Origin of the sequence: Stakelama portus (genome assembly GCF_003171655.1) — a bacterium.
GTDB lineage: Bacteria > Pseudomonadota > Alphaproteobacteria > Sphingomonadales > Sphingomonadaceae > Sphingomonas > Sphingomonas portus.
Genome location: NZ_QFZL01000003.1, coordinates 44,166 through 67,613 on the forward strand (window position 1 = coordinate 44,166; position 23,448 = coordinate 67,613).

Consider the following 23,448-nt stretch of genomic DNA (forward strand, 5'->3'; position numbering starts at 1 on the left):
GCATGTCGCTGCCGCCCAGAGCGGGAACAGATCAAAAGGGACAATCGATGGCCGGAGCCAGGAACCACCAATATCACATCCTCAATCCCAGCCCCTGGCCGCTGATCGGATCGATCGCGGCGCTGGTGATGACGTCCGGTCTCGTCATGTACATGCACGAAATTGCGGGCGGTCCCTGGGTCGCGGGCGCGGGCCTGATCGGCGTGCTGTTCACGATGTTCAGCTGGTGGGTCGATGTCATCAAGGAAGCCAATGGCGGCGAACACACGCCCGTCGTTCAGCTTCACCTTCGCTATGGCATGATCCTGTTCATCGCTTCGGAAGTGATGTTCTTCGTCGGCTGGTTCTGGGCGTGGTTCGATTTCGCGCTCTTCCCCTCGAGCGTCGAAGCGGTCGGCGGTCAGTGGCCGCCCAAGGGCATGGAAGTGCTGAACGCGTTCGAACTGCCGCTGCTCAACACCTTCATCCTGCTGCTTTCGGGCACCACCGTCACCTGGGCGCACCATGCGCTGATCCATGGCGATCGCGACGGCCTGAAAAAGGGTCTGTGGCTGACGATCATCCTCGGCATGATCTTCTCCTCGATCCAGGCATATGAATATATCCACGCCCCCTTCCCGTTCGCCGCGGCCAGCGAAGGCGGATCGAGCTATGGCGGCGCCTTCTACATGGCGACCGGCTTCCACGGCTTCCACGTGCTTGTCGGCACGATCTTCCTGATCGTGAACCTGATCCGCGCATATCGGGGCGACTTCACGCCGCGCCAGCATTTCGGCTTCGAAGCCGCTGCCTGGTACTGGCATTTCGTCGACGTGGTATGGCTCTTCCTCTTCGTCTCCATCTATGTGTGGGGCAGCTGGGGCGCCCCGGTCCACGGTGTCTGATCCGCAACCGAAAACACCGGAGCCGGCACCTGTCGACTCCGGTACCAAAGGCAGTTGCCCGCGCTGCGGCGCGGGCACGCTTTTTTCCGGTCCGGTAAAATTCGCCGATCGCTGCAGCGAATGCGGGCTCGATTTCACGCAGTTCAATGTCGGTGACGGCCCGGTCGTTTTTCTGACGCTCGGCATCGGCGCATTCGTCACCATCCTGGCGGTCGTCGTCGAACTCAGCTTCTCGCCGCCCTTCTGGGTGCATGCGGCGCTGTGGATTCCGCTGACGCTGATCCTGGTGGTCGTCACGCTGCGTTTCGCCAAGGGGCTGCTGCTCGCCCTCGAATACCGCAACAAGGCGGCCGAGGGGCGCATCGCGCGCGACGAATAATGCCGCGTCTCCCGATCCTCCCCACCCTGCTTGTCGCGCTTGCGGTCGCGGCGATGATCGCGCTCGGCATCTGGCAACTCGATCGGCGCGACTGGAAGCTGGGACTGATCGAACGCTATTCGGGCAATCTGGAAAAGCCCGAAATCGCCTTTCCCCGGCCGCCCGTCGGCGAACGCTATCTCTTCCGCCGCGCGCATGGCTTTTGCCTGCGCACCACCGGGTGGCAAACGCGCGCGGGCCACAGCGTCGATGGCACGACCGGCTATCGTCAGATCGCCGAATGCGCGACCGGCGGCGCCGAAGGGCCGGTGCTGCTTGTCGATATGGGCGTTACCAGCGATCCCAAGGCGCAACCGCAATGGCGCGGAGGCCCGGTGCGGGGCGTGATCGGCGCGGCGCCGGGCAGCGAATCGGTAATCGGATCGGCGCTTTCGGGAAAGAGCGCGCCGATATTGCTGATGCTGGTTTCCGATACCCCGGCGCCGGGGCTGCAGGCGACTCAGCCGCCCGATCCGGCCAGCCTGCCCAACAATCACCTCGCCTATGCCGTGCAGTGGTTCCTGTTCGCCGCAGTCGCCGTCATCATCTATCTGCTGGCATTGCGCCGCCGACAGCGTCGGGCTGAAACGCCTGACGAGGCCGCACCCAAGTCCTAGGCCGTGAACCCATAAGCGGCGCCGTCGAGGTTTGAGGCAAAATGGCTCAGCGCAAGGAGGCAGGGCGCAGGAATATGGCGATATTTCAAGCTCTGCCGACGCAGCGCCGGGCCATTTTGGTCAAATCCCTTCGGGACGCCGGAATGGCTTCCATCTCGGCCCAAAACGGCCTTGAAAGGGCGCCCAGCCCTCCCGGCGGCCGCTTTGGCCCGATATGTTCGCCATTCCAGCGCCTCGGCGGTGTCGTTTATGGGTTCACGACCTAGTTTCTTGCCGCATGGCGCCCCCGCCGCTAAGCGATCGCCCACCATGCGCTATCAGAGCACCAGAGGCGCCGCGCCAACGCTCGGCTTTCGTGACGTCACGCTGACCGGCCTGGCGGCCGATGGCGGACTCTATGTTCCCGAAACCTGGCCGTCCTTCGCCGCCGCCGACATCGCCGCGTTGCGCGGCCTCAGCTATGTCGAAACCGCCGTCCGGGTGATGCTGCCCTTTGTCGGCGAGGATCTGACCGAGGATGAGCTGCGCGACCTGTGCACGCGTGCCTATGGCCGCTTCGCCCATGCCGCGGTGACGCCGCTCGTCCAGCTCGATCGGCAACAATGGCTGCTCGAACTGTTCCACGGCCCGACGCTCGCGTTCAAGGACGTTGCGCTTCAGCTGCTTGGCCGTTTCTTTGAAAAATTCCTCAAGGGCAGCGACGCCCACCTGACCATCGTCGGTGCGACATCGGGCGATACCGGCAGTGCCGCGATCGATGCCGTTGCCGGGCGCGAAGGCGTCGACATCTTCATGCTCCACCCCAAGGGGCGCGTCAGCGACGTGCAGCGCCGCCAGATGACGACGGTGCTGGCGCCCAACGTCCATAATATCGCGATCGAAGGCAGTTTCGACGACGCGCAGGCGCTGGTGAAGGCGATGTTCAACGATCCCGGCTTTTCGGGACGGTTCCAGCTGTCGGCGGTCAATTCGATCAACTGGGCGCGGCTGATGGCGCAGGTGGTTTATTATTTCTACGCCGCCGTCCGGCTGGGCGCGCCCGAGCGCGAAGTCGCCTTTTCGGTCCCGACCGGCAATTTCGGCGACGTCTTCGCCGGCTATGTCGCGGCAAGGATGGGGCTGCCGGTCGCAAAGCTGATCGTCGCGACCAACGTCAACGACATTCTCCACCGCGCATTGTCGAGCGGCGATTATTCGACCGGCACGGTGACGCCCACCGCCGCGCCGTCGATGGACATTCAGGTCAGCTCCAATTTCGAACGGCTGTTGTTCGACCTCGCCGATCGCGACGGCACCGCGATGGCGGATCAGATGCGCGGGTTCGAATCGAGCCGCGCGATGCGGCTCACCAATGCACAGCGCGAAGGCGCGTCGGCGCTGTTCGTCAGTGACCGGGTGGAGCCCGCGCATATGAGCGAAGCGATGCGCTGGGCCGCGTCCGAAGCGGGCAATGTGATCGATCCGCACACCGCGATCGGCCTTGCCGCCGCGCGCCGCGCCGATATCGACCCGGCCATTCCGATCGTGACGCTGGCGACGGCGCATCCGGCGAAATTCCCCGAAGCGGTCGAACGCGCCACCGGCAGCCGCGCGTCGCTGCCCGGTCGGGTCGGCGACCTGTTCGAGCGACAGGAACGCTATGACGTGCTGCCCGGCACGTTCGAAGCGGTCACCGAATATATCGCCGCCCGCGCGGTGCCGAAAAGCTAAGGACAAGCCATTTGGGCTGAGCCTGTCGAAGCCCTGTTCTTCTTGTCGATCCGGCCACAGGAAGAACTGCCTTTCGACAAGCTCAGGGCAAACGGGCATTGGAGCGACGATGCAACTGGTCACCCTCACCGGCGAACCCTGGGCCGATTATGGCCTGATCGATTGCGGCAATGGTCGCAAGCTCGAACGCTATGGCGACTATCGCTTCATCCGCCCCGAACCGCAGGCGATGTGGGCGCCGGCGAGCGACGACTGGGACGCGCATGCCGAATTCGTCCCCGGATCGGACGAGGATGGCGGCGGCCGCTGGCAATATGACAAGCCGGTTCCGCGCGAAGGATGGCCGCTGCGCTGGAAGCAAGTGACCTTCACGGCGCAGACCACGCCGTTCCGCCACCTCGGCTTTTTCCCGGACATGGTACCGGTATGGGACTGGATGCGCGACCGGCTGGAAGGCGCGCAGGAACCCGAATGCATGAACCTGTTCGGCTATACCGGGGTCGGCACGCTGGCGCTGTCGGCGGCGGGCGCGAAAGTGACGCATGTCGATGCGTCGAAAAAGTCCGTGGCCGAGGGCAAGGCCAATGCCGCGCTGTCGGGCATGGAGGATAATCCGATCCGCTGGATGATCGATGACGCCGGCAAATTCACGGCCCGCGAAGGTCGCCGCGGCCGGCGCTATGACGGGATCATCCTCGATCCGCCCAAATGGGGCCGCGGACCCAATGGCGAGGTGTGGAAGCTTGAGGAAGGGCTGCCGCAGCTGATCGCCGATTGCCGGGCGCTGCTCGACGAAAATTCGCGCTTCCTGTTCCTCACCGTCTATGCCGTGCGCATGTCGGCGCTGGCGATCGGCGAACTGGTCCGCCAGCATTTCGCCGATCTTGGCGGCACAATCGAATGCGGCGAGCTGACCGTGCGCGAGGAATCGCGGGGGCTGTTGCTGCCCACCGCGATCTTCGCGCGCTGGAGCCGCGACTGATCAGCTTTTCACTGCCACCATCGTGAAACGCGCGGTCGCCGCATCGCGCCGTTCCCCGGTCAGCAGGTCTTCGGCGATCAGATCGACCGAAACGAGCACCGAATCGATCCCCGCCATGCGGACGCGCGCGACCAGCTCGACCATTTCCGCTTCGCGCACGGGCGATGTGAAATCGATGCGGTCGGAAGCCGCCATGCCCATTACGGCGCGCGCATGCCGTGTCGCCGCGATGAACGCCGCCCGCCCCATCATCTGAAGCGCGTCGCCGCCATAGAGCGTGCCGTAATGGTTGGTCTGCGGCGGAAACACCATGTCGACGATGCGCAACGTGTCGGGCTCTTCGGGCAAGGTCGCGTCGCGCAGCGGCGGCAGCGGCGCGTCGCCATCGGTCGCGACCAGCGTGAACAGGCCACAGGTGCACAGCCGTCGCTCGCCGGTCAGCGGCGCTTCGGCCTCCAGCGATACTTCGACGTCGAGCGACTTGCGCCCGACACGCACCACCCGGCCCGAAACCTCGACCATATCGCCCAGCAGCGCGGGCGCGGCGAAATCGATCCGGTCCGACGCCGCCGTGACGAATGTGCGACGCCCATGGCGCGTTGCGGCCAGAAAGGCGATCTTGTCCATATGGGCGAGCGCGGCGCCGCCGAACAATGTGCCATGATGATTGGTATCGCCGGGATAGACCATGTCGATCAGCCGCACTGCGGCAAGCGGCGACGCTTCGTAGATCATTGTGCAACCCTTTATTGTTCCGGTCGGGACAACAGGGCGGACACACCTGACCGCGGCGCACAGGCACCGCCGAAACGCGGCCCGACCGGACACCCCGCCGGTGGTCGTTATTGCGTCGCAGGCAGGTCTCCTGGCTCGCGGTTTCTCGCCCGGTCACGCCTTCCCGGCTTTACGCCAGTGGCATGCAGTGACCTGGGCCTGCCGCTTACAGTTGCGGGGGCAGCGCCGGATTTGCGAGCGGACCCGCGCACCGGCTTCCCATCTTCGCTTCGGCATGACCGAAGAACCTGTGACCCGCCCGCGTTCGCAGTGACCCGTGGCGCTGTCAAGAAACATATAAAGAATTCTTTATATCAATGGATGCGCTCGGGGTTGTGGCTTTCCCGGCTGCCGCGCTGCTCGCTCCCAAGAAGAAGATTATCTCACGCAAAGGCGCGAAGGCACGAAGAGAAGAAAACAGGAATTTTGCAGCGAAGCTGCGACTCTTCTCACTTCTGCTTCTTTGTGCCTTCGTGCCTTTGCGTGAGAAAAAACCGTCTAACTCCGCCCCATCCGGATCGCCGCGCCAGCGACAAAGGGGCAACCGGCAACGAGCAACAGCGAAACCGCGCCGAGCAGCTTGAGCGCGCTCGCCTGCCCGTCGATCGATCCGGCTCCGAAGATCAGCAGCGGCACCGCAAAGGGCAGCATCACCAGCCCCGCCAGCGCGCCGGCGCCGCGCAGCCCCGCAACCAGCGCCGCAGTCGCCACGCCCAACGCCGCCAGCCCCGGCGTACCGATCGCCAGCGCGACCAGCAGCTGGCCCAGCTGATCCCCCGACAGGTTGAGCAATGCCGCCGCGACCACCGTCGCCGCGAGCAAGGGTGGCGCAAAGCCCAGCCAATGCCCCGCCATCTTCGCCGCGGCGACCATCGCGTCGGTAATCCCGCGCACGGCATATTGATCGAGCACGCCGGCTTCCTGATCGGGCGCGACCAGCCGCTCGACCGGCAACAGTGCCGCGAGCAACGCAGCCGCCCAGATCACCCCGCCGCCGACCCGCGCCAGCAACTTGCCGTCGGGACCGATCGCAAAGGGAAACAGGATCGCGACCAGCAGGAAGAACGCGACCGGAAAGACCAGCCCGCCCGAACTCCATGCGCGCCGCAATTCGCGCCAGGCGATCGCCGTGAAGGCGCTCATGCCTCACCCTCCCCAAAACCCGGCCGGGCCGAGCCTGACGAAGCCCTGTTCTGCGTCTTTCCTGCGCCGGAAGCAGAGGAAGAGCCGCACTTCGACAAGTTCAGTGCGAACGGAATTGGCCGAGGCAAGGTCACGATCCCAGCTCCAGCGTCTTCACATCCGTCAGCGCGAGCGGCAGATGCGTCGCGACGAGCGCGATCCCGCCGGCCTGCCGATGCGCCGCGATCAGCGCCTCGAGCACCGCGACCGACGCGATATCGAGCCCGTTGGCCGGTTCGTCGAGCAGCCAGACCGGCGCGCCGCTCGCCACCACCCGCGCCAGCGCCGCGCGCCGTCGCTGGCCGGTCGACAGCAACCGCACCGGCACCGGCGCAAGATCGGTCAGGCCGACTGCCGCCAGCGCCGCGCCCACCGCTTCGCCGCGCCCGTCGAGCCGCGCCCAATATCCCAGCGCATCGGCAAGCGCGCGTTCGGGATCGAGCGCGGCGTTTTCCGCCATCAGCGCGCGTGCGCCTTCGCACGCCACCTGTCCCGCCGCCGGAGCCAGCAGCCCCGCGACCATGCGGATCAGGCTGGATTTTCCCGCGCCATTGGGCCCGGTGACCAAAGCCGCCTCACCCGGCCCAAGCGCCAGCGAAACGCCGGTGAACAGCATCCGCCCGCCGCGAAAACAGGCAAGATCGGTCAGGGTCAGGCGCGCAGCCGCGCTCAATCCGCCGAATCCTCAAGCAAATGCATGTCATCGTCGGACAGGCCGAAATGATGCCCCACTTCATGCACCACGACATGATTGACCATTTCCGCCGCCGACACGCCATCGCGATCGGCTTCGGCGAGCATCGGCTGGCGGAACAGGCGGATCATGTCAGGCAACCCGCCGCTGTCGAAACTCGACTTCTCACCGATCGGACGCCCGTGATACAGGCCCAGCAGGCCCCAGGGACTGGCGATTTCCATCCGGTCGAGCGTTTCGCGATCGGCGAACTCCTCGACAATCAGCACCACATTCCCCAGATGCGATGCGAAGGGTTCGGGAATGCGCGCCAGCGCGGCACGCGCGAGCCGTTCGATTGCATCGGCATCGGGGTGATGGGGCTGGCCGGTCATGGTTCAGCCCATAAGCCGCGCAGCGAACCAACGGCAAGGAGTGAAAGATGGTCGACCAACTCAACGACAAGGCGCGACAGAACGCGCTGGCAGAGCTTGGCCAGTGGATTCACGATGCCGAACGCGATGCGATCAGCCGCCGTTTCACCTTCGCCGATTTCTCCGAAGCCTTTGCCTTCATGACGCGCGTCGCGCTGCTCGCGGAAAAGGCCGATCATCATCCCGAATGGTCGAACGTCTATAATCGCGTCGATATCGCGCTGACGACGCATGACGCCGCCGGCCTTTCGGAACGCGACGTGGCGATGGCAAAGGCGATCGAGGCCTTGCTGGCCGACCGATAGGCAGTGCCTAACGGCGCAGCCCGCGCGAGCGCAACTGCTTGCGAACGCGGTTGGGAAAGAAGCGCGCGCCGAATTGCAACCGCCGGGCGGTCTTGCCGACAATGATGTGCAGCGTGTCGCCATGCACTGCCTGCCACACGGTTTCGGCGACATCCTCCACCGGCGTGAATTCCAGCCCCAGCGAACGCACCTGATCGCGCACCTGGCGGTTCGAACCCGTGATCGTTTCGTCGAGCAATGGCGTGTCGATAAAGCTCGGCATCAGGCACGCGACGCGGATGCCGTCCTTCGCCCATTCGGCGTCGAGCGATTCGGAAAGGCCGCGCACGCCCGCCTTGGTCGCCGAATAGATCGCTGCGTTCGCCGAACCCCAGATGCCCGCCGCCGAAGCGGTGTTGAGCAGGCACGCACCCGGCGTAGCCTTCAAATACCGATAGCCGACATGCGCGCCATGAACGACGCCCATCAGATTGATCGCGACGATCCGTTCCAGCTCGGCCGGGTCGGTCTGCGCGAACGGGCCGGAAACCGCGATCCCGGCATTGTTCATCAGCACATCGATTCGCCCGCCGGTGATCGCCGTGAATTCCGCAAGCGTCGCTTCCCACGCCGCGCGGTCGCGCACGTCCATGACATGCGTGCTCGCCTTGCCCTCCGGCAGCAGCGCCGCAGTTTCGGCCAGCCCGGCGGCATTCACATCGGCCAGCCCGACATGCCAGCCTTCGCGTGCGAAACGCTGCGCCACTGCGCGGCCGATGCCCGATCCGCCGCCGGTGATGAAGATCGCCTTTGCCTGTTCGTCCACTTTGCCTCTCCCCGGTGCTTTTGACCTTTGCACCCTCATCCTCCACAATCGGTCCGGATGCCAGAGCCCGCGCGCAGCCTCGGCCAGTCGGTCGCCTTTGACCGACTCTCCAAAACCTATCCCGGCGGCACCACCGCCGTCGGCAGCGTGACGCTGGAAATCGCGGCGGGCAGCTTCGTCGCGCTGGTCGGTGCATCGGGTTCGGGCAAATCGACCTTGCTCAAGATGATCAACCGGCTGATCGATCCCAGCGACGGCATGGTGACGATCGGCGATACGCCGGTCGGCGACACCCCGCCCTATGCGCTGCGCCGCCGGATCGGCTATGTCTTTCAGAATATCGGCCTGTTCCCGCACATGACCGTCGGCGAAAATGTCGCGATCGGCCTGCGCCTGCGCGGCGAAAGCGATACCGGCGATCGCGTCGCCGAACTGCTCGACCTGGTCGAGCTTCCCGCCGATTTCGCCGGCCGCATGCCCGAACAATTGTCGGGCGGACAGCGTCAGCGGGTCGGCGTCGCACGCGCGCTGGCGACCCGGCCGGGGCTGATGCTGATGGACGAACCGTTCGGCGCGCTCGATCCGGTGACGCGCGACAGCCTGGGCAACGCCATCCGCGCGATTCACGACCGGCTGGGCCTGACCACCATCATGGTGACGCACGATATGGCCGAGGCATTGCTGCTCGCCGATCGCGTGCTGGTCATGTCTGCGGGGCAGATCGTCGCCGACGCCACGCCGCAGGAACTGGTCGCGGGCAAGGGTGGCGAGGAAGCCGACGCGCTCGTCGCGATCCCGCGCGAACAGGCGCATCGCCTCGCCGCACTGGAGGGGAAATGAGCGCCGCCTGGTCGCGCGTGCCGGATCTGCTGGCGCAGCATCTCCTCCTGTCCTTTTCGGCGCTGCTGGTCGGATTGCTGGTCAGCCTCGGCCTGATCATCTGGTCGGCACGCAGCGCGACCGTGGCGCGGATCGCGCTGGGCTTTGCCAGTCTGGTCCAGACGATCCCGTCGCTGGCGCTGCTCGCACTCTTCTATCCGATCCTGCTGTGGATGCGCTCGATCGTCGGCGACGGGCTGCCTGCGCTGGGTTTTCTCCCCTCGCTGCTCGCGCTGTCGCTCTATGCGATCCTGCCGATCCTGCGAAACGGCGTGACCGGGCTCGCCAATCTCGACCCGGCGGTGCGCGAAGCCGCAGACGGCGTCGGCATGACGCCGCGCCAGCGGCTGCTGATGGTCGAAGCGCCCTTGGTCGCGCCGGTGCTGATGGCGGGGATTCGCACATCGGCGGTATGGGTGATCGGCGCGGCAACGCTGTCCACCACGGTCGGCCAGCCGAGCCTTGGCGACCTGATCTTCACCGGCTTGCAGACACAGAACTGGACGCTGGTGCTGGCCGGCTGCATCGCCTCGGCGCTGTTCGCGCTCGGCGTCGATGCGCTGCTCGGCCTTGCCGAACATGGCATCCGGGTGCGCAGGCGCTGGATGGCGTTCGGCAGCCTTGGCGTGTTGCTCGCCGGGGTGCTGATCGCGCTGGTGCCGATGCTCCCAACCGGTCAGAAGACCGTCGTGATCGGCGCCAAGGGCTTTTCCGAACAGTTCATTCTCGCCCGGATGATCGGCCACCGGCTGGAAGCGCAGGGCTATCATGTCGAATATCGCGAAGGGCTGGGTTCGGCGGTCGTGTTCGGTGCACTCACGTCCAACGATATCGACGTCTATGTCGATTATTCGGGCACGGTCTGGACCAATTACATGCACCGCGAGGACGTGCCCCCGCGCCCCGAAATCGTCGAGGGCGTGCGGCAATGGGCGGCATCGCAACATGGCGTCACGATGCTCGGCGCGCTGGGGTTCGAAAACACCTATGCCTTTGCGATGCGCGGGGACGATGCGGCGCGGCGCGGCATTACGCGCATCAGCGACTTGCGCGCAGTCGCGCCCGAAATGGCGCTCGGCACCGATCTCGAATTTCTCGAACGCCCCGAATGGGCGGCGGTGGAACGCGCCTATCGCCTGAAATTCCGCGATGCCCGCCCCTATAACCCGACCTTCATGTACCGCGCGATCGCCAGCGGAAAGGCCGATGTCATCACGGCCTTTTCCTCCGACGGGCGGATCGCGGCACAGCATCTCAAAGTGCTCGAGGATGATCGCGGCGCGATTCCCGGCTATGACGCGATCCTGCTGATCGCCCCGAAACATGCCGACGACGCGGCATTCGCCACCGCGCTGAAGCCGCTGATCGGCGCGATCCCGGTCGATGCGATGCGCCAGGCCAATTACATGGTCGACCGCGAGGCGGACAAGAAGTCGCCCGAATTCGCCGCGCGCTGGCTGGAGGACAGGCTGGGGCTGACACCTTAGGCTCTGCCCTGATTAGCTTGAACCGTTTGGCCTGAGTAGCCATTGAGCTTGTCGAAATGGCGTATCGAAGGGCCCTTCGATACGGGTCTTCGTCAGGCTCAGCCCCACTCAGGGCGAACGGAAAGTAATTCCGTCTAAATAGGCCAGACTCTAGGCTTATTCGGTTCCGTTCGTGTCGAGCGAAGTCGCGACACGCTCTCCCGGCGCCCGCCGCACGTCCCTCGACTGCGCTCGGGACGAACGGGTCGCGGCGGGAAGCTACCTCACCCGACCCAGCGCCAGATGCCCGCCGCCCAGCCGGCGAGCGGCATATGCGCCCAGGTAGCTGCGAGCCACAGCACCAGCGCACCGATCCATACCATCGCATTGGGCCATGCCGCCGCCGCCTGTGCGCGGCCATTGGCGATCGCGGCAAAGGGCAGATAGCTCGTCACGCTCTGCCAGCGCGGCCAGAATTCGGGTTGCAGCCGCCGCTTCTTGGCGTCCTGCAACGCCGCGCCGACCAGCGCGAGAACCAGGATCGCCGCCGTCAGCACCAGATTGGCGGGGATCGGAAAGACCAGCGCATGGACCAGCGCCCACAGCGCGAACGCCCACATCATCGGATGCCGGGTGATCGCGAACACGCCGCGCGGGCTGGGCACCGCCTTTGGCTTTCCGGTCGGATCGGGCAGCGCCGGATTGCCGAACAGCGACCCGATAAACAGGATCGATGCCAGCAGCATGACAACCGTGCCGATGCCCCAAAGCATGTCGCCGACGGCCCAGAGCGGCGCCTGCGGCGGCATCGCGGCATAGGCATGCGCCATGCCGGCAAGCGTGATCAGGGCAACCAGCGAATAGACGCCGAGAAACCCCGTTTCGCCGATCGCCGAAACGATCGGCCTTCGTAGCGGATGGGAAAGGAGGAAATGCGTTCCGACGAAAGCGATGCTCATTACGATCAGAAACGACATTTCCCCCTCCCCTGTGGCTTAGTGGCGCGTCTCACCCGCAGTGTTGAAGCCCGCGGCAGCCGGTTCGGCGAGCTCGGGCTCGCCCGCCATCTCGTCGTCCTTCAGCGTGTCGAGATGCATCAGCTTCTTGACGAAGGGCGATACGACCAGCACCGCGACCCCGATCGCGGTCGCACCCCAGCCCACTGTCTGCCAGACCTGCAGATACAGTTCCTTGGCCGCTTCGCCGCCTTCGGCACCTTCGGCACCGGCAAGCGCCGAAATCTGACCCGCGACGAAATTGCCGCCGGCAGTCGCAAAGAACCAGCCGCCCATGATCAGCCCCGCCATATGCCATGGCGCCAGCCGGTTCATCGCCGACAGCCCCACGGGCGACAGCGAAAGCTCACCCATGGTGTGGAGCAGATACAGCGCGACGATCAGCCACATCGAGGTCTGGACGTTGAGGCCCATCGCCGTCGCGCCATAGGTGAGGACCAGAAAGCCCACGCCGACGCCGACGATGCCAAGGCCGAATTTGGCCGGGGTCGAGGGTTCGACGCCCCTGCGTCCCAGCGACGTCCACATCCACGCAAAGACCGGGCCGAGCAGGATGATGAAGGCCGAATTGACCGACTGGAACCAGGTCGCCGGAACTTCCCAGCCAAAGATCATGCGGTCGACATAGCGATCGGTATAGAGATTCACCGATGCGCCGGCCTGTTCGAACAGGCCCCAGAACACCGGCTGAAGCACCAGCAGGAAGATGATCACCAGAATGCGGTCGCGTTCGTGCCGGTTGAGCTTGGTGAAGGCGATATAGGCGATATAGCCGAGCAGCGCCGCGCCAAAGATCAGCAGCAGCCAGCCGACCACCGATGTGAGCTGGATCAGCACCCACAGCACGCCGACCGCCGCCAGTCCGGCAAGGTAGAGCAGCCATTCGCGCGGAACGCCGACGACCTTTTCCTTCAGAAGCGCCGGATTATGCGCCTCGCCCTTGCCGAGCAGCAGGGGTTTGCCGAGCACGAACACGATCAGGCCGAGCAGCATGCCCACGCCCGCCGCGCCAAAGCCGTAGGACCAGCCGTAACGCTCGCCCAGATAGCCCGCGATCAGCACGCCGATGAACGAACCCAGGTTAATCCCCATGTAGAAGATCGTGTAGGCGCCGTCGCGACGCACGTCCGTCTTGGGATATAGCTGGCCGACAATGACCGAGATATTCCCCTTGAGGAAGCCCGAGCCGACGATGATGAACGACAGGGCGAGCCAGAAGATGTTGATCGTCGGATCGCCCTGACCGCCCGCGCCTTCGAACGCCATCAGGAAATGGCCCGCGGTCAGCACCACCGCGCCGAACATCGTCGCCTTGCGTTGCCCCAGATATTTGTCGGCAAGCCAGCCGCCGAGCACCGGCGTGATATAGACCAGCGAGGTATAGGCACCATAGATGACCGAGGCATCGCCATCGGAAAACAGCCAGTGTTTGGTGAGATAGAAGATGAGCAGCGCACGCATCCCGTAATAGGAAAAGCGCTCCCACATCTCGGCGAAGAACAGGATATAAAGGCCGAGCGGATGACCCAGAAAGGTCTTTTCGGCCGCAGTGGCGGAGGTTGCCATCAGGCGTTCAGCTCCCAATTACGTCGGATGGCGGCATGCCGCCAGGATGGCGCGCAGCCTAACGGCGAAATTCGCGCTGTGAAGCCCGGTTGTTGGCACGGCATGCCGCTGATAGTGCAGCGAAATGGATTTCAACGATCGTTCCACGCCGCTTTCGCTGCTGCGTACCCGCCGTTCGGGCAAGCCGCGCGACCTGGTCGCGCCGGGCCCGTCGCCGGCACAGCTTCTGGAAATGGCGGCAATCGCCGCGCGCACGCCCGACCATGGCAAGCTTGCGCCATGGCGGTTCGTGATCGTCCCCGACGATGCCCGCGCGGCGCTTGCCGACGCGATGGTCGCCGCCCAGCGCGCCGACAAACCCGATTGCACGCCACGCGACGATGATACCGCGCGGCAATTCGCGTTACAGGCCCCTTCACTGGTCGTCGTGCTCTTCTCTCCCGTGCCCGAACACAAGATTCCGATATGGGAACAGCAATTGTCGGCGGGCGCGGCGTGCATGAACCTGCTCCACGCCGCGCATGCGATGGGCTTTGCCGGCGGATGGCTGACCGGATGGGCCGCCTATTCGGATCGGGTGCGCGACCTGTTCGGCACGGCGCCCGAGCAGGTGGCGGGATTCGTCTTCCTCGGCACGCCGGCGCGCGAGCTGCAGGAGCGGCCGCGCGGTATCACGGATCGAACCGTCACCCTCTGGAGTTCTACGGGGGTGGACTAACCCCTCAATTGGTGTATTAAAGCAGCATGACAGCCCTTGAGCACGATGATTCGCCAGTTTACTTGAAACTGCGTGCGATTATTGCGGCAGCGATCCTGCGCGGGCAATATCGTGCGGGAGACCAGCTTCCTTCGGTCCGCGCGCTGGCCGCCGAACATGGCGCCAATCCGCTCACCGTGGCCAAGGCCTATCAGAGTTTTCAGGACGATGACTATGTCGAAGTACGCCGCGGCGTGGGCATGTTCATCCTGCCGGGCGCAGTCGAACGGTTGCGCGTTGCAGAGCGCGAGCGCTTCCTGAACGGCTATTGGCCCAAGGTGCGCGATCACATCGCGCTGCTCGGGCTCGACGCCCGCGAATTGTTCGACAACGAACTGGCCTGATTGCGCGCGTCGCGTTCGCGGCGGCCGTTTCAACCCGATCGCGACAGGCGCACTTCCTGCTGACGGCCGGGTCGCTGAGGGTCAGGCCGACTCGCGCTGCGACGGTGTCGGCACCGCCGCTGCATCATTGCCCGCACCCAATGCGCGTTCGGCTTCCGCCATATAATCGCGCGTGATCGGCAAGCCAGTCCGCGAGCGCGAGAACTGAAGCTGGTAATTCACCATCCCGCCCTCGGCAAAGCTGACATAGGAGCCGGCGAGGTAGAAGATCCACATGCGATAGAAGCGCTCGTCATACAGATCGACGATGGCGTCCTTCGCCGCGACGCAGCGATCATACCATTGCTTGAGCGTATAGGCATAATGGAGGCGCAGCACTTCCAGATCGGTCATGAACATGCGCATCCCCTCATATCCCTGCGCGATTTCGGACAGCGCGGGGATATAGCCGCCGGGGAAGATATATTTGGCGGTGAAGGCGTCGGTGACGCCCGGTCGCCCCGCCCTGCCGATCGTATGGATCAGCATCACGCCTTCGGGCGTCAGCAGCTCGCGGCATTTGGCGAAGAAGGTGCGATATTGCGGCGTGCCGACATGTTCGAACATGCCGACCGACACGATCCGGTCGAACGGACCGGCAATGTCGCGATAATCGATCAGTTCGAACCGGACATGATCGGCAACCCCCGCTTCGGCGGCGCGGCGGCGGGCGACCTTCAGCTGTTCTTCGGACAGGGTGATGCCGGTGACATCGGCGCCGGTCTTGCGATGGATATACAGCGCCATCCCGCCCCAGCCGCAGCCGATATCGAGCACGCGCATCCCCGGCGCGATCGCCAGCTTGGCAACGATATGCGCTTTCTTGTCGATCTGCGCCCGTTCGAGCGTTTCGGTTTCGGGGTCGGTCCAATAGGCGCAGCTATATTGGCGGTCGGCATCCAGAAACAGATCGTAGAGCCGGTCCGACAGATCGTAATGATGCGCGACGTTGCGCTTCGAACGGCGGCGCTGATTCACGCGGCCGATCCGGTGCGACACGCCCAGGATCGCACGCTGGAGCGGTCCGGGTTCGAGGACCGGTCGCCCTTCTTCCCAGCGCGTATTGCGCGACACGATCGAAAGCAGGCCGAGAATATCGCCCTGTTCGAAGGTCAGCCCCCCGTTCATGAAGCTTTCGGCTGCGCCCAGACTGGGGTCGCGCGCGATCGCTGCGGCGACGCCCTTGCCCATATGGATGGTGACGGGAGCGAGGTCGGGATCGGGTGCGCCGAATGTCCGCCGACTGCCATCGGCGTGGATAACGGTCAGCTCGCCGCGTTTGATCGTGCGCCCCAGAATACGGTCGATCAGAGCCATAGGCTGCAGTTAAGGACAAATACCTAGCCGCGCCATAGCGATTCCACGATTTTTGCGATCGATTGAATCGATCAGATGCCGGCATACCAGTCGTAATCGGCGACATCTTCCCAAAAGCCGCCCTTGCCGCGCCCGATGTTCGAAAGGCTCGCGACCGCTTCGATGCCCATCACATATTTCGCCTGCTTGTATCCCAGCTGGCGTTCGACGCGCAGCCGCACCGGCGCGCCATGGCCGATCGACAACAGCCGGTCGTTCATCGCCCAGGCAAGGATGGTCTGCGGATGGAAGGCATCGATCAGGTCGATCGATTCATAATAGGCCGTCGATCCGTGCCGGTCGGCGCAATGGAAGACGATATAATTCGCATCCTCGCGCAACCCCGCAAGGTCGAGCAGATGCGACAGGCGTGGCCCCTGCCATTTGCCGATCGCGCTCCACCCCTCGACGCAATCGTGGCGCGTGATCTGCGCGCGCTGCGGCAATGCGCGCAGCTGTGCCAGGCTGACCGACAAGGGGCGGCGGACCAGACCGCGCACCTGCAGCCGCCAGTCGCGAAACCCGTCCGCGGCCAGCGCACGATATTCGTCGGTTCCCGGATTGGTCGCGCCATTGGTGCGAAAGCGCGGGCTCATCTGGTCGGGGCGATATTCGGGCGCGAGCGCGTCGCGCCCCTGCAATCTGCGTTGCAGCGTCCGGTGAAAATCCTCGCCCTGAAACAACAGCGCCTTCGCCGTTTCGTTACGCCCGACTGCGTCGCACCCGGTGAGCAGCGCACCCGCACCGGTGACGAGCCCCGCCGTGACGGCGCGGCGGGATATCAGGCGGCTCATTCCCCGTCTCCTTCGGGCACGCGCCAGCGGCCGGTGATCATCGAACGCACTTCGTTGAACGGCCCGGCCAGGATCACCAAAGTCAGATGGACGATGATGAACAACGTGATCAGCGATGCGCAGATGAAATGCACCGATCGCGCCGATTGCCGCCCGCCGAATATATCGAGCAGCCATGGCCAGGCCGCATCCATCCCCGGCGACAGCGCCAGCCCGGTGAAGATCATCAGCGGGATCAGCAGAAAGATCACCCCGACATAGCTGAGCTTTTGAAAGACATTATAGCGGTCGGGATGCGCCGGATCGTGGAAGCGAAAGGCGAGATGCGCGCGAAAATCATGCCACAGCGCCCGCCAGTGCAGATCGGGCAGGCGCAGCCGCAAATCGCGCTGGAAATGCCGGTTGAACAGGCTGGCGATCATGAAGGCGAGCAGTCCGAACGCAAAGACCAGCGCGAAGAACAAATGCCATCGCCGCGCCAGCGCCAGGCTGTAATAGCTGGGAATGGTGATCTGCCAGTCGCCGATGACCGGCCCGAAATCGACGAACCGCGGCAGGCTGAGCCAGGGCGTATCGAAATTGGCGCCGTAATTGCCCCAATAAAGATGCGGATGCGCGTCCGAAATCACCATGCCGCTGCCGATCAGGATGATGATCGCAACCGCATTGACCCAATGCCAGATTCGCGTTGCCAGCCGGTGCCGGAAAACGACCTGCCGCGCAGGCGCTTGGGTTATCGTCTCCCGCTGCAGTTCTTCGCTCACGCGCTGCCTCCTGTCGCTGCCCGACGATAGACGAACGCGCCGCCCCGGCCTAGGAGTTCGGGCGAGCGCGAGGGGGAAGGGATCATGGCTTCAGACAGCATCTATCTGGGTTCGGCGGGCGACGCGCAAAAGTTACTGATGCTGAAACGCGCCAATCGCCACGGGCTGATCGCGGGCGCGACCGGCACCGGCAAGACCGTGACGCTGCAGGGGATTGCCGAGGGATTTTCCGACGCCGGGGTGCCGGTGTTCGTTTCCGATGTGAAGGGCGACCTGTCGGGCCTCGGCATGGCCGGATCGCCCATGGCGAAAACGCACGAACCCTTTTCGAAGCGCGCGGCCGAAATCGGCTATACCGACTGGGCCTATCGCGCGATGCCGGTGCAATATTGGGATTTGTTCGGCGAACAGGGCCACCCGGTCCGCGCGACGCTTTCCGAAATGGGGCCGCTGCTGCTGTCGCGGCTGATGGACCTCAACGATGTTCAGGAAGGCGTGCTGACCATCGCCTTTCACCTGGCGGATGAGGAAGGGCTGCTACTGCTCGACCTCGACGATCTTCAGGCGATGCTCGCCCATTGCGCCGAGCGCGCCGACGAACTTTCGACGCGCTACGGCAATGTCAGCAAGGCCAGCGTCGGCGCGATCCAGCGCTCGCTGCTCCAGCTGCGCAGCCAGGGCGGGGCGCATTTCTTCGGCGAACCCGCGCTCGACATCGCCGATTTCCTACGCACCGATGACAACGGACGCGGCATCATCAACGTGCTCGCCGCCGACAAGCTGATGGCGAGCCCGCGGCTCTATGGCACCTTCCTGCTCTGGTTGCTCTCCGAACTGTTCGAAACGCTTCCCGAAGTCGGCGATCCGGAAAAGCCCAAACTCGTCTTCTTTTTCGATGAAGCCCATTTGCTGTTCGACGATGCGCCCAAGGCATTGTCGGAAAAGATCGAGCAGGTCGTCCGCCTGATCCGGTCGAAAGGCGTCGGCGTCTATTTCGTCACGCAAAACCCGGTCGATGTGCCCGACGATGTGTCAGGCCAGCTGGGCAATCGCGTCCAGCACGCGCTGCGCGCCTTCACGCCCAAGGAGCAAAGGGCGATCAAGGCGGCGGCGGAAACCTTTCGCGCCAATCCCGGCGTCGATGTCGTCACTGCGATCACCGAGCTGAGGGTCGGCGAGGCGTTGGTGTCGCTGCTGCAGCCCGATGGCGCGCCCGCCCCGGTCGATCGCACGCTGATCAAGCCGCCGATGAGCCGCGTCGGCCCGGTGACGCCGGAGGAACGCAAGCTGCTGATCGAAACCGATGCGGTCGGCGCCCGATACGATATGGCGATCGACCGCGAATCGGCCGAGGAAATCCTTGCCGCCAAGGCGCAGGAAGCCGCCGCTGCCGCCGCGCAGGAAAAGGCGCAGGACGAAGCCGAAAAGGCGGCCGCCGCCCGTGCGAAGGAAGAAGCACGCGCCGCCAAGGAAGCCGCCCGCCAGCAGCGCGAGGCCGATCGCGCCGCCGCCAACTCGCCCTGGGGCAAGATGGCGAACAGCGCCGCCCGCTCCGCCTCCACATCGATCGGGCGCCAGCTCGGCAATGCCGTCGGCGCCGCAATCTTCGGCAAATCAACGCGCCAGTCGCGCGCGGCGGGGCAAAAACTGGTGCGCGGCATATTGGGCGGCCTGTTCCGGGGGTAGCGGACCAACACTCGCCCCCCTTGCGCCCGTGCCCCCGCGACCGCATCTGGCCCGGCATGACCGATTTCCACAGCTACCGCCCCGCCGACGGCCACGGCCTGCCGCACGACCCGCTCAACGCCATCGTCGCGCCGCGACCGATCGGATGGGTCAGCACGCTATCGACCGAGGGCAAGCGCAACCTTGCGCCCTACAGCTTCTTCAACCTGTTCAACTATCGCCCGCCGATCATCGGCTTCTGCTCGGTGGGGTGGAAGGACAGCGTGGCGAACGCAAAGGCGACCGGCGAATTCGTCTGGAACCTCGCGACCCGCGATCTCGCCGAAGTGATGAACACCACATCGGCGATGACTGATGCCGACGAATTCGACCTTGCCGGGCTCGAAACGCATCCATCCGAAACCGTCACCCCGCCCCGCGTCGCGGCCAGCCCGGTGCATTTCGAATGCAAGGTGACGCAGATCGTCCAACTTACTGCCGCCGACGGCAGCGATATCGACAGCTGGATGGTGCTGGGCCAGGCAATGGCGATCCATATCGACAAGGCGCTGCTCGAGAACGGCATCTACCAAACCACCCGCGCCCGCCCGATCCTGCGCGGCGGCGGCCCGGCCGATTATTTCGAAGTAGGCGAGAAGTTCCTGATGCGGCGGCCGGGCTAGGGCGCGTGGACAAATTTGGCAGGGACTGAAAGGTCTGAGATGGGTGGCTTGCTGACTGGCAGGTTCGGAGCGGTGAAAAGCAGAAAGCTGCCGTTCAAATCAAGCAATCAGCCACGGCACCAGTCGGCCCCATTGCGAACATTAAGAAACCTTTTCTCGCGAGGTGCCAAGGGCAGTATCCACTACGAACCATTAAAGGATTGGGGCCGCGCGCGTGTTAAAGCAGCAAAGGGGCGAGCGGAATTCCGATGCAATTCTCAGCAATCGAACAGGAAGCTATCATACTGAGTGCTGTCATCGGCATGGTCGACGACATGGTCAATCACGCGATCTTCTGCCCGCTAGGAGAGAAACGGCACGATACTAACCTGCTTCCGCAAACCTCGGAATCTCTTAGGCTGTTCGGCACTTTGCTGCGTGATTTCCTTTCGCCGGTGAAAGCACTTGGAAGAGCCCCTATTCCCTTCGGACTGCCCAAGCCACCGGAGGGTGGCAGGGCCGTCGATCACACCAGCTTATTCTATCTTCAGCGCGTATGCGACGCCCCGCTAATCGGCAGTGATGTCGTCCAATTGGCTCGGATCGTAGGAGCGTTCAGCGATTGGCTAGAGGACTATGCAGAGGTTGAGCGCGTTTGGCTCGCAAACATTTCCATCAAGCTTGATCTGCGTATTAAGCGGATCGATTTCATCCGGATGAGCGGCGACATAGGCAAGCATAATTTTCTCCGGCTTGGCGGCCAAGCCAAGCGCTTGCAGACCATCCTCGCCGAGAATGGTGTCAAAATCGATGAGAGCCAGGCGTATAGCGCACTCCCTGATTGCTGGGATTGGTTCCACACACATTTACTTGCCTTCCATGCAAGCAATATCGCGGAGTTTCTGAACAACATTCGCTATGCGATCCGGCTTTACGTCACACCTATTGCGAAGGCGCGCTACCGGGTGACCGGTAGGATAGATGATTTCGACCTATACACGTTTGAGCGGCCCGTTGAGATCACAAATGATTTCGCTTGGGCGCGGTATTTTGACTTGCTGCAATCGTCGTTACGACAGCCAAATTTCCCACCGTTCAGCGTCTCCCGCTCCTTCAAAACGCAGTTCTGATCATAGGCCATCTAGACGGCTGCCATCCGCATTAGCCTGGACGAGCGGCGGCTTTCAGAGAAAGATAACGACCGGTGGAATTGCCCAAATTGGGGCGAAACCGGACGTTCAAGTTTGCACACACCCCCTAACCTTGCGCAGGTGTCGCAAAGGCCCAGCGCAGCGTGCCGGCGATGCCGCGCGCGGCACCGCGAAAGGCGGGTTGGGTTAGACGCAAGACGCGCAGGCCGTGCATATCGCGCGCCCAGTCGGGCAACAGATCGACCGCCGCCTGCATCACCAGCGCCTGCACCGGGGCGAGCGCGAGTTTCTGCGGCGGCTGGCGCAGCACCAGCCGCGCGACTTCGGCGCGGCGTGCGTCGGCGCGCAATTCGGGGCGGTAAATGTCGAGCAGCGCCTCCATATCGGCGCGCGTTTTGGGCACCGGATCGGCGCCCAGCGCGCGGGATACATAAGCGACTTCGGCGAAATAGGCGTCCTGATCGGCGGTGCTGATGCGCGGATCGCCATAGCGTTGCCACGCCCTCAGGAAGCTAAGCGATTCGGCCGCATGGACCCAGGCGAGCAGATGCGGATCGTCGGCGCGATAGGGGGTGCCGTCGGGCAAGGTGCCTGCCACCTGTGCATGGATGCCACGCACCCGCGCGATCGCCGCCTCGGCGCGCGCGCGTTCGGCATAGGTGGTAACGGCGATGAACCCCGCGGTGCGTCGCAGCCGCCCGTGCATATCCTGCCGGAAATTGGAAAAGTCCCACACCCCCGCCAGCGCGGCGGGATGCAGCATTTGCAGCAGCAGCGCCGATACGCCGCCGATCATCATCCCCATCACATCGCCATGGACGCGCCATGCAATCGAATCGCGCGGCAACAGCGCATCGTCGGATCGCATCACCGGGCCATCGCCCTTGGCCGCGTCATGAAAAAACGAACGCACTTCGCCGATCATCATCCGGCGCAATGCGTCCGCCGCGCTCATCCCAGCGCGGCCAGAGCTTCGCGGCTGCATGATGCCCCCGGCATCATGCCTCTTGCCGCTCCGCTTCTTCGGCCAGGCGGTCGAGCTCGGCGCGGCTCTTCTTTTCCGACGCAGTTTTCAGCTGTCCGCACGCCGCATCGATATCGCGCCCGCGCGGGGTGCGGACGGGCGCGGAAATGCCTGCTTCGAACACGATGTTGCTGAACGCCTTGATCCGGTCGGGATCGGAACATTCATACGGCGCGCCGGGCCAGGGGTTGAACGGAATCAGGTTCACCTTGGCCGGCAGCTTATATTTCCTGAGCAGCCGGACCAACTCGCGCGCATCATCGTCGCTGTCATTCTTGTCCTTGAGCATCACATATTCAAAGGTGATGCGCCGCGCATTGTTCGCGCCGGGATAATCGGCGCATGCCTGAAGCACCTGCTCGATCCCGTATTTGCGGTTGATCGGCACGATCTCGTCGCGCACTTCCTTGGTCACTGCGTGCAGCGAGACGGCAAGATTGACGCCGATCTCCTGGCCGCACCGCTCCATCTGCGGCACCACGCCCGACGTGGAAAGCGTGATGCGCCGCTTCGACAGCGCAAGCCCGTCGCCATCCATGACAAGCTTGAGCGCATCGCGGACATTGTCGAAATTATACAGCGGCTCGCCCATCCCCATCATGACGATGTTGGTCAGCATCCGCCCCTCGGGCTGGCTCGGCCATTCGCCCAGCGAATCGCGCGCCAGCATCACCTGGCCGACGATTTCGCCGACGGTCAGGTTGCGCACCAGCCGCATCGTCCCGGTATGGCAGAAACGGCAATTGAGCGTGCAGCCCACCTGACTCGACACGCACAATGTCCCCCGATCGGCATCGGGGATGAACACCATTTCATAATCCTGCGCGTCGGGCGAACGCAGCAGCCATTTGCGCGTGCCGTCGGTCGAAACCTGCGCCTCGACGACTTCGGGGCGGCTGATGACGAAGCGCGCTTCGAGCCACGGCTTCATTGCCTTCGAAATGTCGGTCATCACCGAAAAATCGGTCGCGCCGCGATTATAGATCCAGTGCCACAGCTGTTTCGCGCGCAGCTTTGCCTGTTTGGGCTCAAGCTGCGACGTTTCCAGCGCCATCCGCAGATCGTCTTTCGACAGGCCGAGCAGGTCGATGCGGCCATCGGGGCGCGGCACCGGCGTGCGCGGAACGGGCACGGGATCGATATGGCCGGGCATGGCCATGGAAAGCTGCTCAGTCTGCTGC

The 23,448-nt window shown here is 64.2% G+C and carries 25 protein-coding genes and 1 riboswitch; of the genes, 13 read left to right on the plus strand and 12 right to left on the minus strand.

Annotated features, from left to right (window positions below; all coding sequences use genetic code 11):
* The first annotated feature begins 47 nt into the window (after positions 1-47).
* The 5 genes from DKB74_RS08645 (at position 48) to DKB74_RS08665 (ending at position 4,611) form a co-directional block, all read left to right on the plus strand.
* On the plus strand, positions 48-884 hold the full coding sequence (locus DKB74_RS08645; protein ID WP_109808232.1) for a cytochrome c oxidase subunit 3: 837 nt from the start codon (positions 48-50) through the stop codon (positions 882-884).
* On the plus strand, positions 877-1,263 hold the full coding sequence (locus tag DKB74_RS08650) for a DUF983 domain-containing protein (RefSeq protein WP_239987435.1): 387 nt from the start codon (positions 877-879) through the stop codon (positions 1,261-1,263). Before DKB74_RS08645 ends, DKB74_RS08650 begins: the two co-directional genes overlap by 8 nt.
* Entirely contained in the window at positions 1,263-1,919 is a 657-nt protein-coding gene (locus tag DKB74_RS08655; RefSeq protein ID WP_109807767.1) for an SURF1 family protein, read from the plus strand. The genes DKB74_RS08650 and DKB74_RS08655 overlap by 1 nt, the downstream gene beginning before the upstream one ends.
* A 309-nt stretch (positions 1,920-2,228) precedes the next feature.
* Positions 2,229-3,629 carry a threonine synthase gene (thrC, locus tag DKB74_RS08660; protein WP_109807768.1) on the plus strand — a complete coding sequence of 467 codons (1,401 nt, stop codon included), beginning with the start codon at positions 2,229-2,231 and terminating at the stop codon, positions 3,627-3,629.
* Between the two features lie 109 nt (positions 3,630-3,738).
* Complete coding sequence (locus DKB74_RS08665; RefSeq protein WP_109807769.1) at positions 3,739-4,611, plus strand: class I SAM-dependent rRNA methyltransferase; 873 nt, start codon at positions 3,739-3,741, stop codon at positions 4,609-4,611.
* Here DKB74_RS08665 and DKB74_RS08670 read toward each other — a convergent pair whose 3' ends face one another.
* The 4 genes from DKB74_RS08670 to DKB74_RS08685 all read right to left on the minus strand — a co-directional run bounded on the left by DKB74_RS08670 (position 4,612) and on the right by DKB74_RS08685 (position 7,635).
* Positions 4,612-5,346, minus strand: a complete 735-nt coding sequence (locus tag DKB74_RS08670; RefSeq protein ID WP_205007866.1) for an acyl-CoA thioesterase — start codon at positions 5,344-5,346, stop codon at positions 4,612-4,614. It lies immediately after the preceding gene.
* A gap of 103 nt (positions 5,347-5,449) precedes the next feature.
* Positions 5,450-5,652: riboswitch (cobalamin riboswitch) on the minus strand.
* Positions 5,653-5,883: 231 nt separating this feature from the next.
* Positions 5,884-6,528 carry a heme exporter protein CcmB gene (locus DKB74_RS08675; RefSeq protein WP_109807770.1) on the minus strand — a complete coding sequence of 215 codons (645 nt, stop codon included), beginning with the start codon at positions 6,526-6,528 and terminating at the stop codon, positions 5,884-5,886.
* A 130-nt stretch (positions 6,529-6,658) separates the two neighbouring features.
* The gene (gene ccmA / locus DKB74_RS08680) at positions 6,659-7,240 is read right to left on the minus strand and encodes a heme ABC exporter ATP-binding protein CcmA (RefSeq protein WP_275658165.1); all 582 of its coding nucleotides are present in this window, start codon (positions 7,238-7,240) and stop codon (positions 6,659-6,661) included.
* Complete coding sequence (locus DKB74_RS08685) at positions 7,237-7,635, minus strand: metallopeptidase family protein (RefSeq protein WP_109807771.1); 399 nt, start codon at positions 7,633-7,635, stop codon at positions 7,237-7,239. The genes ccmA and DKB74_RS08685 overlap by 4 nt, the downstream gene beginning before the upstream one ends.
* A 47-nt stretch (positions 7,636-7,682) precedes the next feature.
* Here DKB74_RS08685 and DKB74_RS08690 point away from each other — a divergent pair, with 47 nt between their 5' ends.
* Positions 7,683-7,979: a 4a-hydroxytetrahydrobiopterin dehydratase gene (locus tag DKB74_RS08690; protein WP_109807772.1), complete on the plus strand. Its 297-nt coding sequence runs from the start codon at positions 7,683-7,685 to the stop codon at positions 7,977-7,979.
* A 7-nt stretch (positions 7,980-7,986) separates the two neighbouring features.
* On the opposite strand, the gene DKB74_RS08695 is transcribed toward DKB74_RS08690, so the two are convergent.
* Entirely contained in the window at positions 7,987-8,784 is a 798-nt protein-coding gene (locus DKB74_RS08695) for an SDR family oxidoreductase (RefSeq protein WP_239987436.1), read from the minus strand.
* A gap of 57 nt (positions 8,785-8,841) precedes the next feature.
* Here DKB74_RS08695 and DKB74_RS08700 point away from each other — a divergent pair, with 57 nt between their 5' ends.
* Both DKB74_RS08700 and DKB74_RS08705 read left to right on the plus strand, forming a co-directional pair.
* Positions 8,842-9,624, plus strand: a complete 783-nt coding sequence (locus tag DKB74_RS08700; RefSeq protein ID WP_109807774.1) for an ATP-binding cassette domain-containing protein — start codon at positions 8,842-8,844, stop codon at positions 9,622-9,624.
* On the plus strand, positions 9,621-11,150 hold the full coding sequence (locus tag DKB74_RS08705; RefSeq protein ID WP_109807775.1) for an ABC transporter permease/substrate-binding protein: 1,530 nt from the start codon (positions 9,621-9,623) through the stop codon (positions 11,148-11,150). The genes DKB74_RS08700 and DKB74_RS08705 overlap by 4 nt, the downstream gene beginning before the upstream one ends.
* A gap of 263 nt (positions 11,151-11,413) precedes the next feature.
* Here the strand turns inward: DKB74_RS08705 and DKB74_RS08710 are convergent, their stop codons facing one another.
* Both DKB74_RS08710 and DKB74_RS08715 read right to left on the minus strand, forming a co-directional pair.
* Entirely contained in the window at positions 11,414-12,106 is a 693-nt protein-coding gene (locus DKB74_RS08710) for an NnrU family protein (RefSeq protein WP_109807776.1), read from the minus strand.
* 18 nt (positions 12,107-12,124) lie between these two features.
* Positions 12,125-13,711: a peptide MFS transporter gene (locus DKB74_RS08715; protein WP_109807777.1), complete on the minus strand. Its 1,587-nt coding sequence runs from the start codon at positions 13,709-13,711 to the stop codon at positions 12,125-12,127.
* Positions 13,712-13,835: 124 nt separating this feature from the next.
* On the opposite strand from DKB74_RS08715, the gene DKB74_RS08720 reads away from it, so the two are divergent.
* The gene (locus tag DKB74_RS08720; protein ID WP_109807778.1) at positions 13,836-14,429 is read left to right on the plus strand and encodes a nitroreductase family protein; all 594 of its coding nucleotides are present in this window, start codon (positions 13,836-13,838) and stop codon (positions 14,427-14,429) included.
* Between the two features lie 26 nt (positions 14,430-14,455).
* The gene (locus DKB74_RS08725; protein WP_109807779.1) at positions 14,456-14,812 is read left to right on the plus strand and encodes a GntR family transcriptional regulator; all 357 of its coding nucleotides are present in this window, start codon (positions 14,456-14,458) and stop codon (positions 14,810-14,812) included.
* A gap of 81 nt (positions 14,813-14,893) precedes the next feature.
* On the opposite strand, the gene DKB74_RS08730 is transcribed toward DKB74_RS08725, so the two are convergent.
* From DKB74_RS08730 to DKB74_RS08740, 3 genes are all read right to left on the minus strand, one after another.
* Positions 14,894-16,168, minus strand: a complete 1,275-nt coding sequence (locus DKB74_RS08730; protein ID WP_109807780.1) for an SAM-dependent methyltransferase — start codon at positions 16,166-16,168, stop codon at positions 14,894-14,896.
* A 71-nt stretch (positions 16,169-16,239) separates the two neighbouring features.
* Positions 16,240-17,001, minus strand: coding sequence for a molybdopterin-dependent oxidoreductase (locus DKB74_RS08735; RefSeq protein ID WP_109807781.1), 762 nt, complete (start codon positions 16,999-17,001; stop codon positions 16,240-16,242).
* Entirely contained in the window at positions 16,998-17,765 is a 768-nt protein-coding gene (locus DKB74_RS08740) for a cytochrome b/b6 domain-containing protein (RefSeq protein ID WP_420822402.1), read from the minus strand. The genes DKB74_RS08735 and DKB74_RS08740 overlap by 4 nt, the downstream gene beginning before the upstream one ends.
* An 84-nt stretch (positions 17,766-17,849) precedes the next feature.
* Between DKB74_RS08740 and DKB74_RS08745 the strand changes: the two genes are divergently transcribed.
* The 3 genes from DKB74_RS08745 to DKB74_RS08755 all read left to right on the plus strand — a co-directional run bounded on the left by DKB74_RS08745 (position 17,850) and on the right by DKB74_RS08755 (position 21,222).
* Positions 17,850-19,451 (plus strand): helicase HerA-like domain-containing protein, encoded by a 1,602-nt coding sequence (locus tag DKB74_RS08745; protein WP_109807782.1) that lies wholly within the window; start codon positions 17,850-17,852, stop codon positions 19,449-19,451.
* 56 nt (positions 19,452-19,507) lie between these two features.
* On the plus strand, positions 19,508-20,113 hold the full coding sequence (locus tag DKB74_RS08750) for a flavin reductase family protein (RefSeq protein ID WP_109807783.1): 606 nt from the start codon (positions 19,508-19,510) through the stop codon (positions 20,111-20,113).
* A 248-nt stretch (positions 20,114-20,361) separates the two neighbouring features.
* The gene (locus tag DKB74_RS08755; protein ID WP_109807784.1) at positions 20,362-21,222 is read left to right on the plus strand and encodes a hypothetical protein; all 861 of its coding nucleotides are present in this window, start codon (positions 20,362-20,364) and stop codon (positions 21,220-21,222) included.
* 127 nt (positions 21,223-21,349) lie between these two features.
* Here the strand turns inward: DKB74_RS08755 and DKB74_RS08760 are convergent, their stop codons facing one another.
* Both DKB74_RS08760 and rlmN read right to left on the minus strand, forming a co-directional pair.
* Positions 21,350-22,198, minus strand: a complete 849-nt coding sequence (locus tag DKB74_RS08760; RefSeq protein WP_109807785.1) for an oxygenase MpaB family protein — start codon at positions 22,196-22,198, stop codon at positions 21,350-21,352.
* Between the two features lie 43 nt (positions 22,199-22,241).
* Positions 22,242-23,426, minus strand: a complete 1,185-nt coding sequence (gene rlmN / locus DKB74_RS08765; protein ID WP_109808236.1) for a dual-specificity RNA methyltransferase RlmN — start codon at positions 23,424-23,426, stop codon at positions 22,242-22,244.
* Positions 23,427-23,448 lie beyond the last annotated feature (22 nt).

Coding starts and splice junctions, on each gene's coding strand:
- DKB74_RS08735 (WP_109807781.1), bottom strand. CDS start 17,001: ATGAGCCGCCTGATATCCCGCCGCGCCGTCACGGCGGGGCTCGTCACC.
- DKB74_RS08715 (WP_109807777.1), bottom strand. CDS start 13,711: ATGGCAACCTCCGCCACTGCGGCCGAAAAGACCTTTCTGGGTCATCCG.
- DKB74_RS08750 (WP_109807783.1), top strand. CDS start 19,508: ATGACCGATTTCCACAGCTACCGCCCCGCCGACGGCCACGGCCTGCCG.
- DKB74_RS08685 (WP_109807771.1), bottom strand. CDS start 7,635: ATGACCGGCCAGCCCCATCACCCCGATGCCGATGCAATCGAACGGCTC.
- DKB74_RS08755 (WP_109807784.1), top strand. CDS start 20,362: ATGCAATTCTCAGCAATCGAACAGGAAGCTATCATACTGAGTGCTGTC.
- DKB74_RS08720 (WP_109807778.1), top strand. CDS start 13,836: ATGGATTTCAACGATCGTTCCACGCCGCTTTCGCTGCTGCGTACCCGC.
- DKB74_RS08645 (WP_109808232.1), top strand. CDS start 48: ATGGCCGGAGCCAGGAACCACCAATATCACATCCTCAATCCCAGCCCC.
- DKB74_RS08730 (WP_109807780.1), bottom strand. CDS start 16,168: ATGGCTCTGATCGACCGTATTCTGGGGCGCACGATCAAACGCGGCGAG.
- DKB74_RS08690 (WP_109807772.1), top strand. CDS start 7,683: ATGGTCGACCAACTCAACGACAAGGCGCGACAGAACGCGCTGGCAGAG.
- DKB74_RS08710 (WP_109807776.1), bottom strand. CDS start 12,106: ATGTCGTTTCTGATCGTAATGAGCATCGCTTTCGTCGGAACGCATTTC.
- DKB74_RS08745 (WP_109807782.1), top strand. CDS start 17,850: ATGGCTTCAGACAGCATCTATCTGGGTTCGGCGGGCGACGCGCAAAAG.
- DKB74_RS08655 (WP_109807767.1), top strand. CDS start 1,263: ATGCCGCGTCTCCCGATCCTCCCCACCCTGCTTGTCGCGCTTGCGGTC.
- DKB74_RS08665 (WP_109807769.1), top strand. CDS start 3,739: ATGCAACTGGTCACCCTCACCGGCGAACCCTGGGCCGATTATGGCCTG.
- DKB74_RS08705 (WP_109807775.1), top strand. CDS start 9,621: ATGAGCGCCGCCTGGTCGCGCGTGCCGGATCTGCTGGCGCAGCATCTC.
- DKB74_RS08725 (WP_109807779.1), top strand. CDS start 14,456: ATGACAGCCCTTGAGCACGATGATTCGCCAGTTTACTTGAAACTGCGT.
- DKB74_RS08760 (WP_109807785.1), bottom strand. CDS start 22,198: ATGAGCGCGGCGGACGCATTGCGCCGGATGATGATCGGCGAAGTGCGT.
- DKB74_RS08700 (WP_109807774.1), top strand. CDS start 8,842: ATGCCAGAGCCCGCGCGCAGCCTCGGCCAGTCGGTCGCCTTTGACCGA.
- DKB74_RS08675 (WP_109807770.1), bottom strand. CDS start 6,528: ATGAGCGCCTTCACGGCGATCGCCTGGCGCGAATTGCGGCGCGCATGG.
- rlmN (WP_109808236.1), bottom strand. CDS start 23,426: ATGGCCATGCCCGGCCATATCGATCCCGTGCCCGTTCCGCGCACGCCG.
- thrC (WP_109807768.1), top strand. CDS start 2,229: ATGCGCTATCAGAGCACCAGAGGCGCCGCGCCAACGCTCGGCTTTCGT.
- DKB74_RS08670 (WP_205007866.1), bottom strand. CDS start 5,346: ATGATCTACGAAGCGTCGCCGCTTGCCGCAGTGCGGCTGATCGACATG.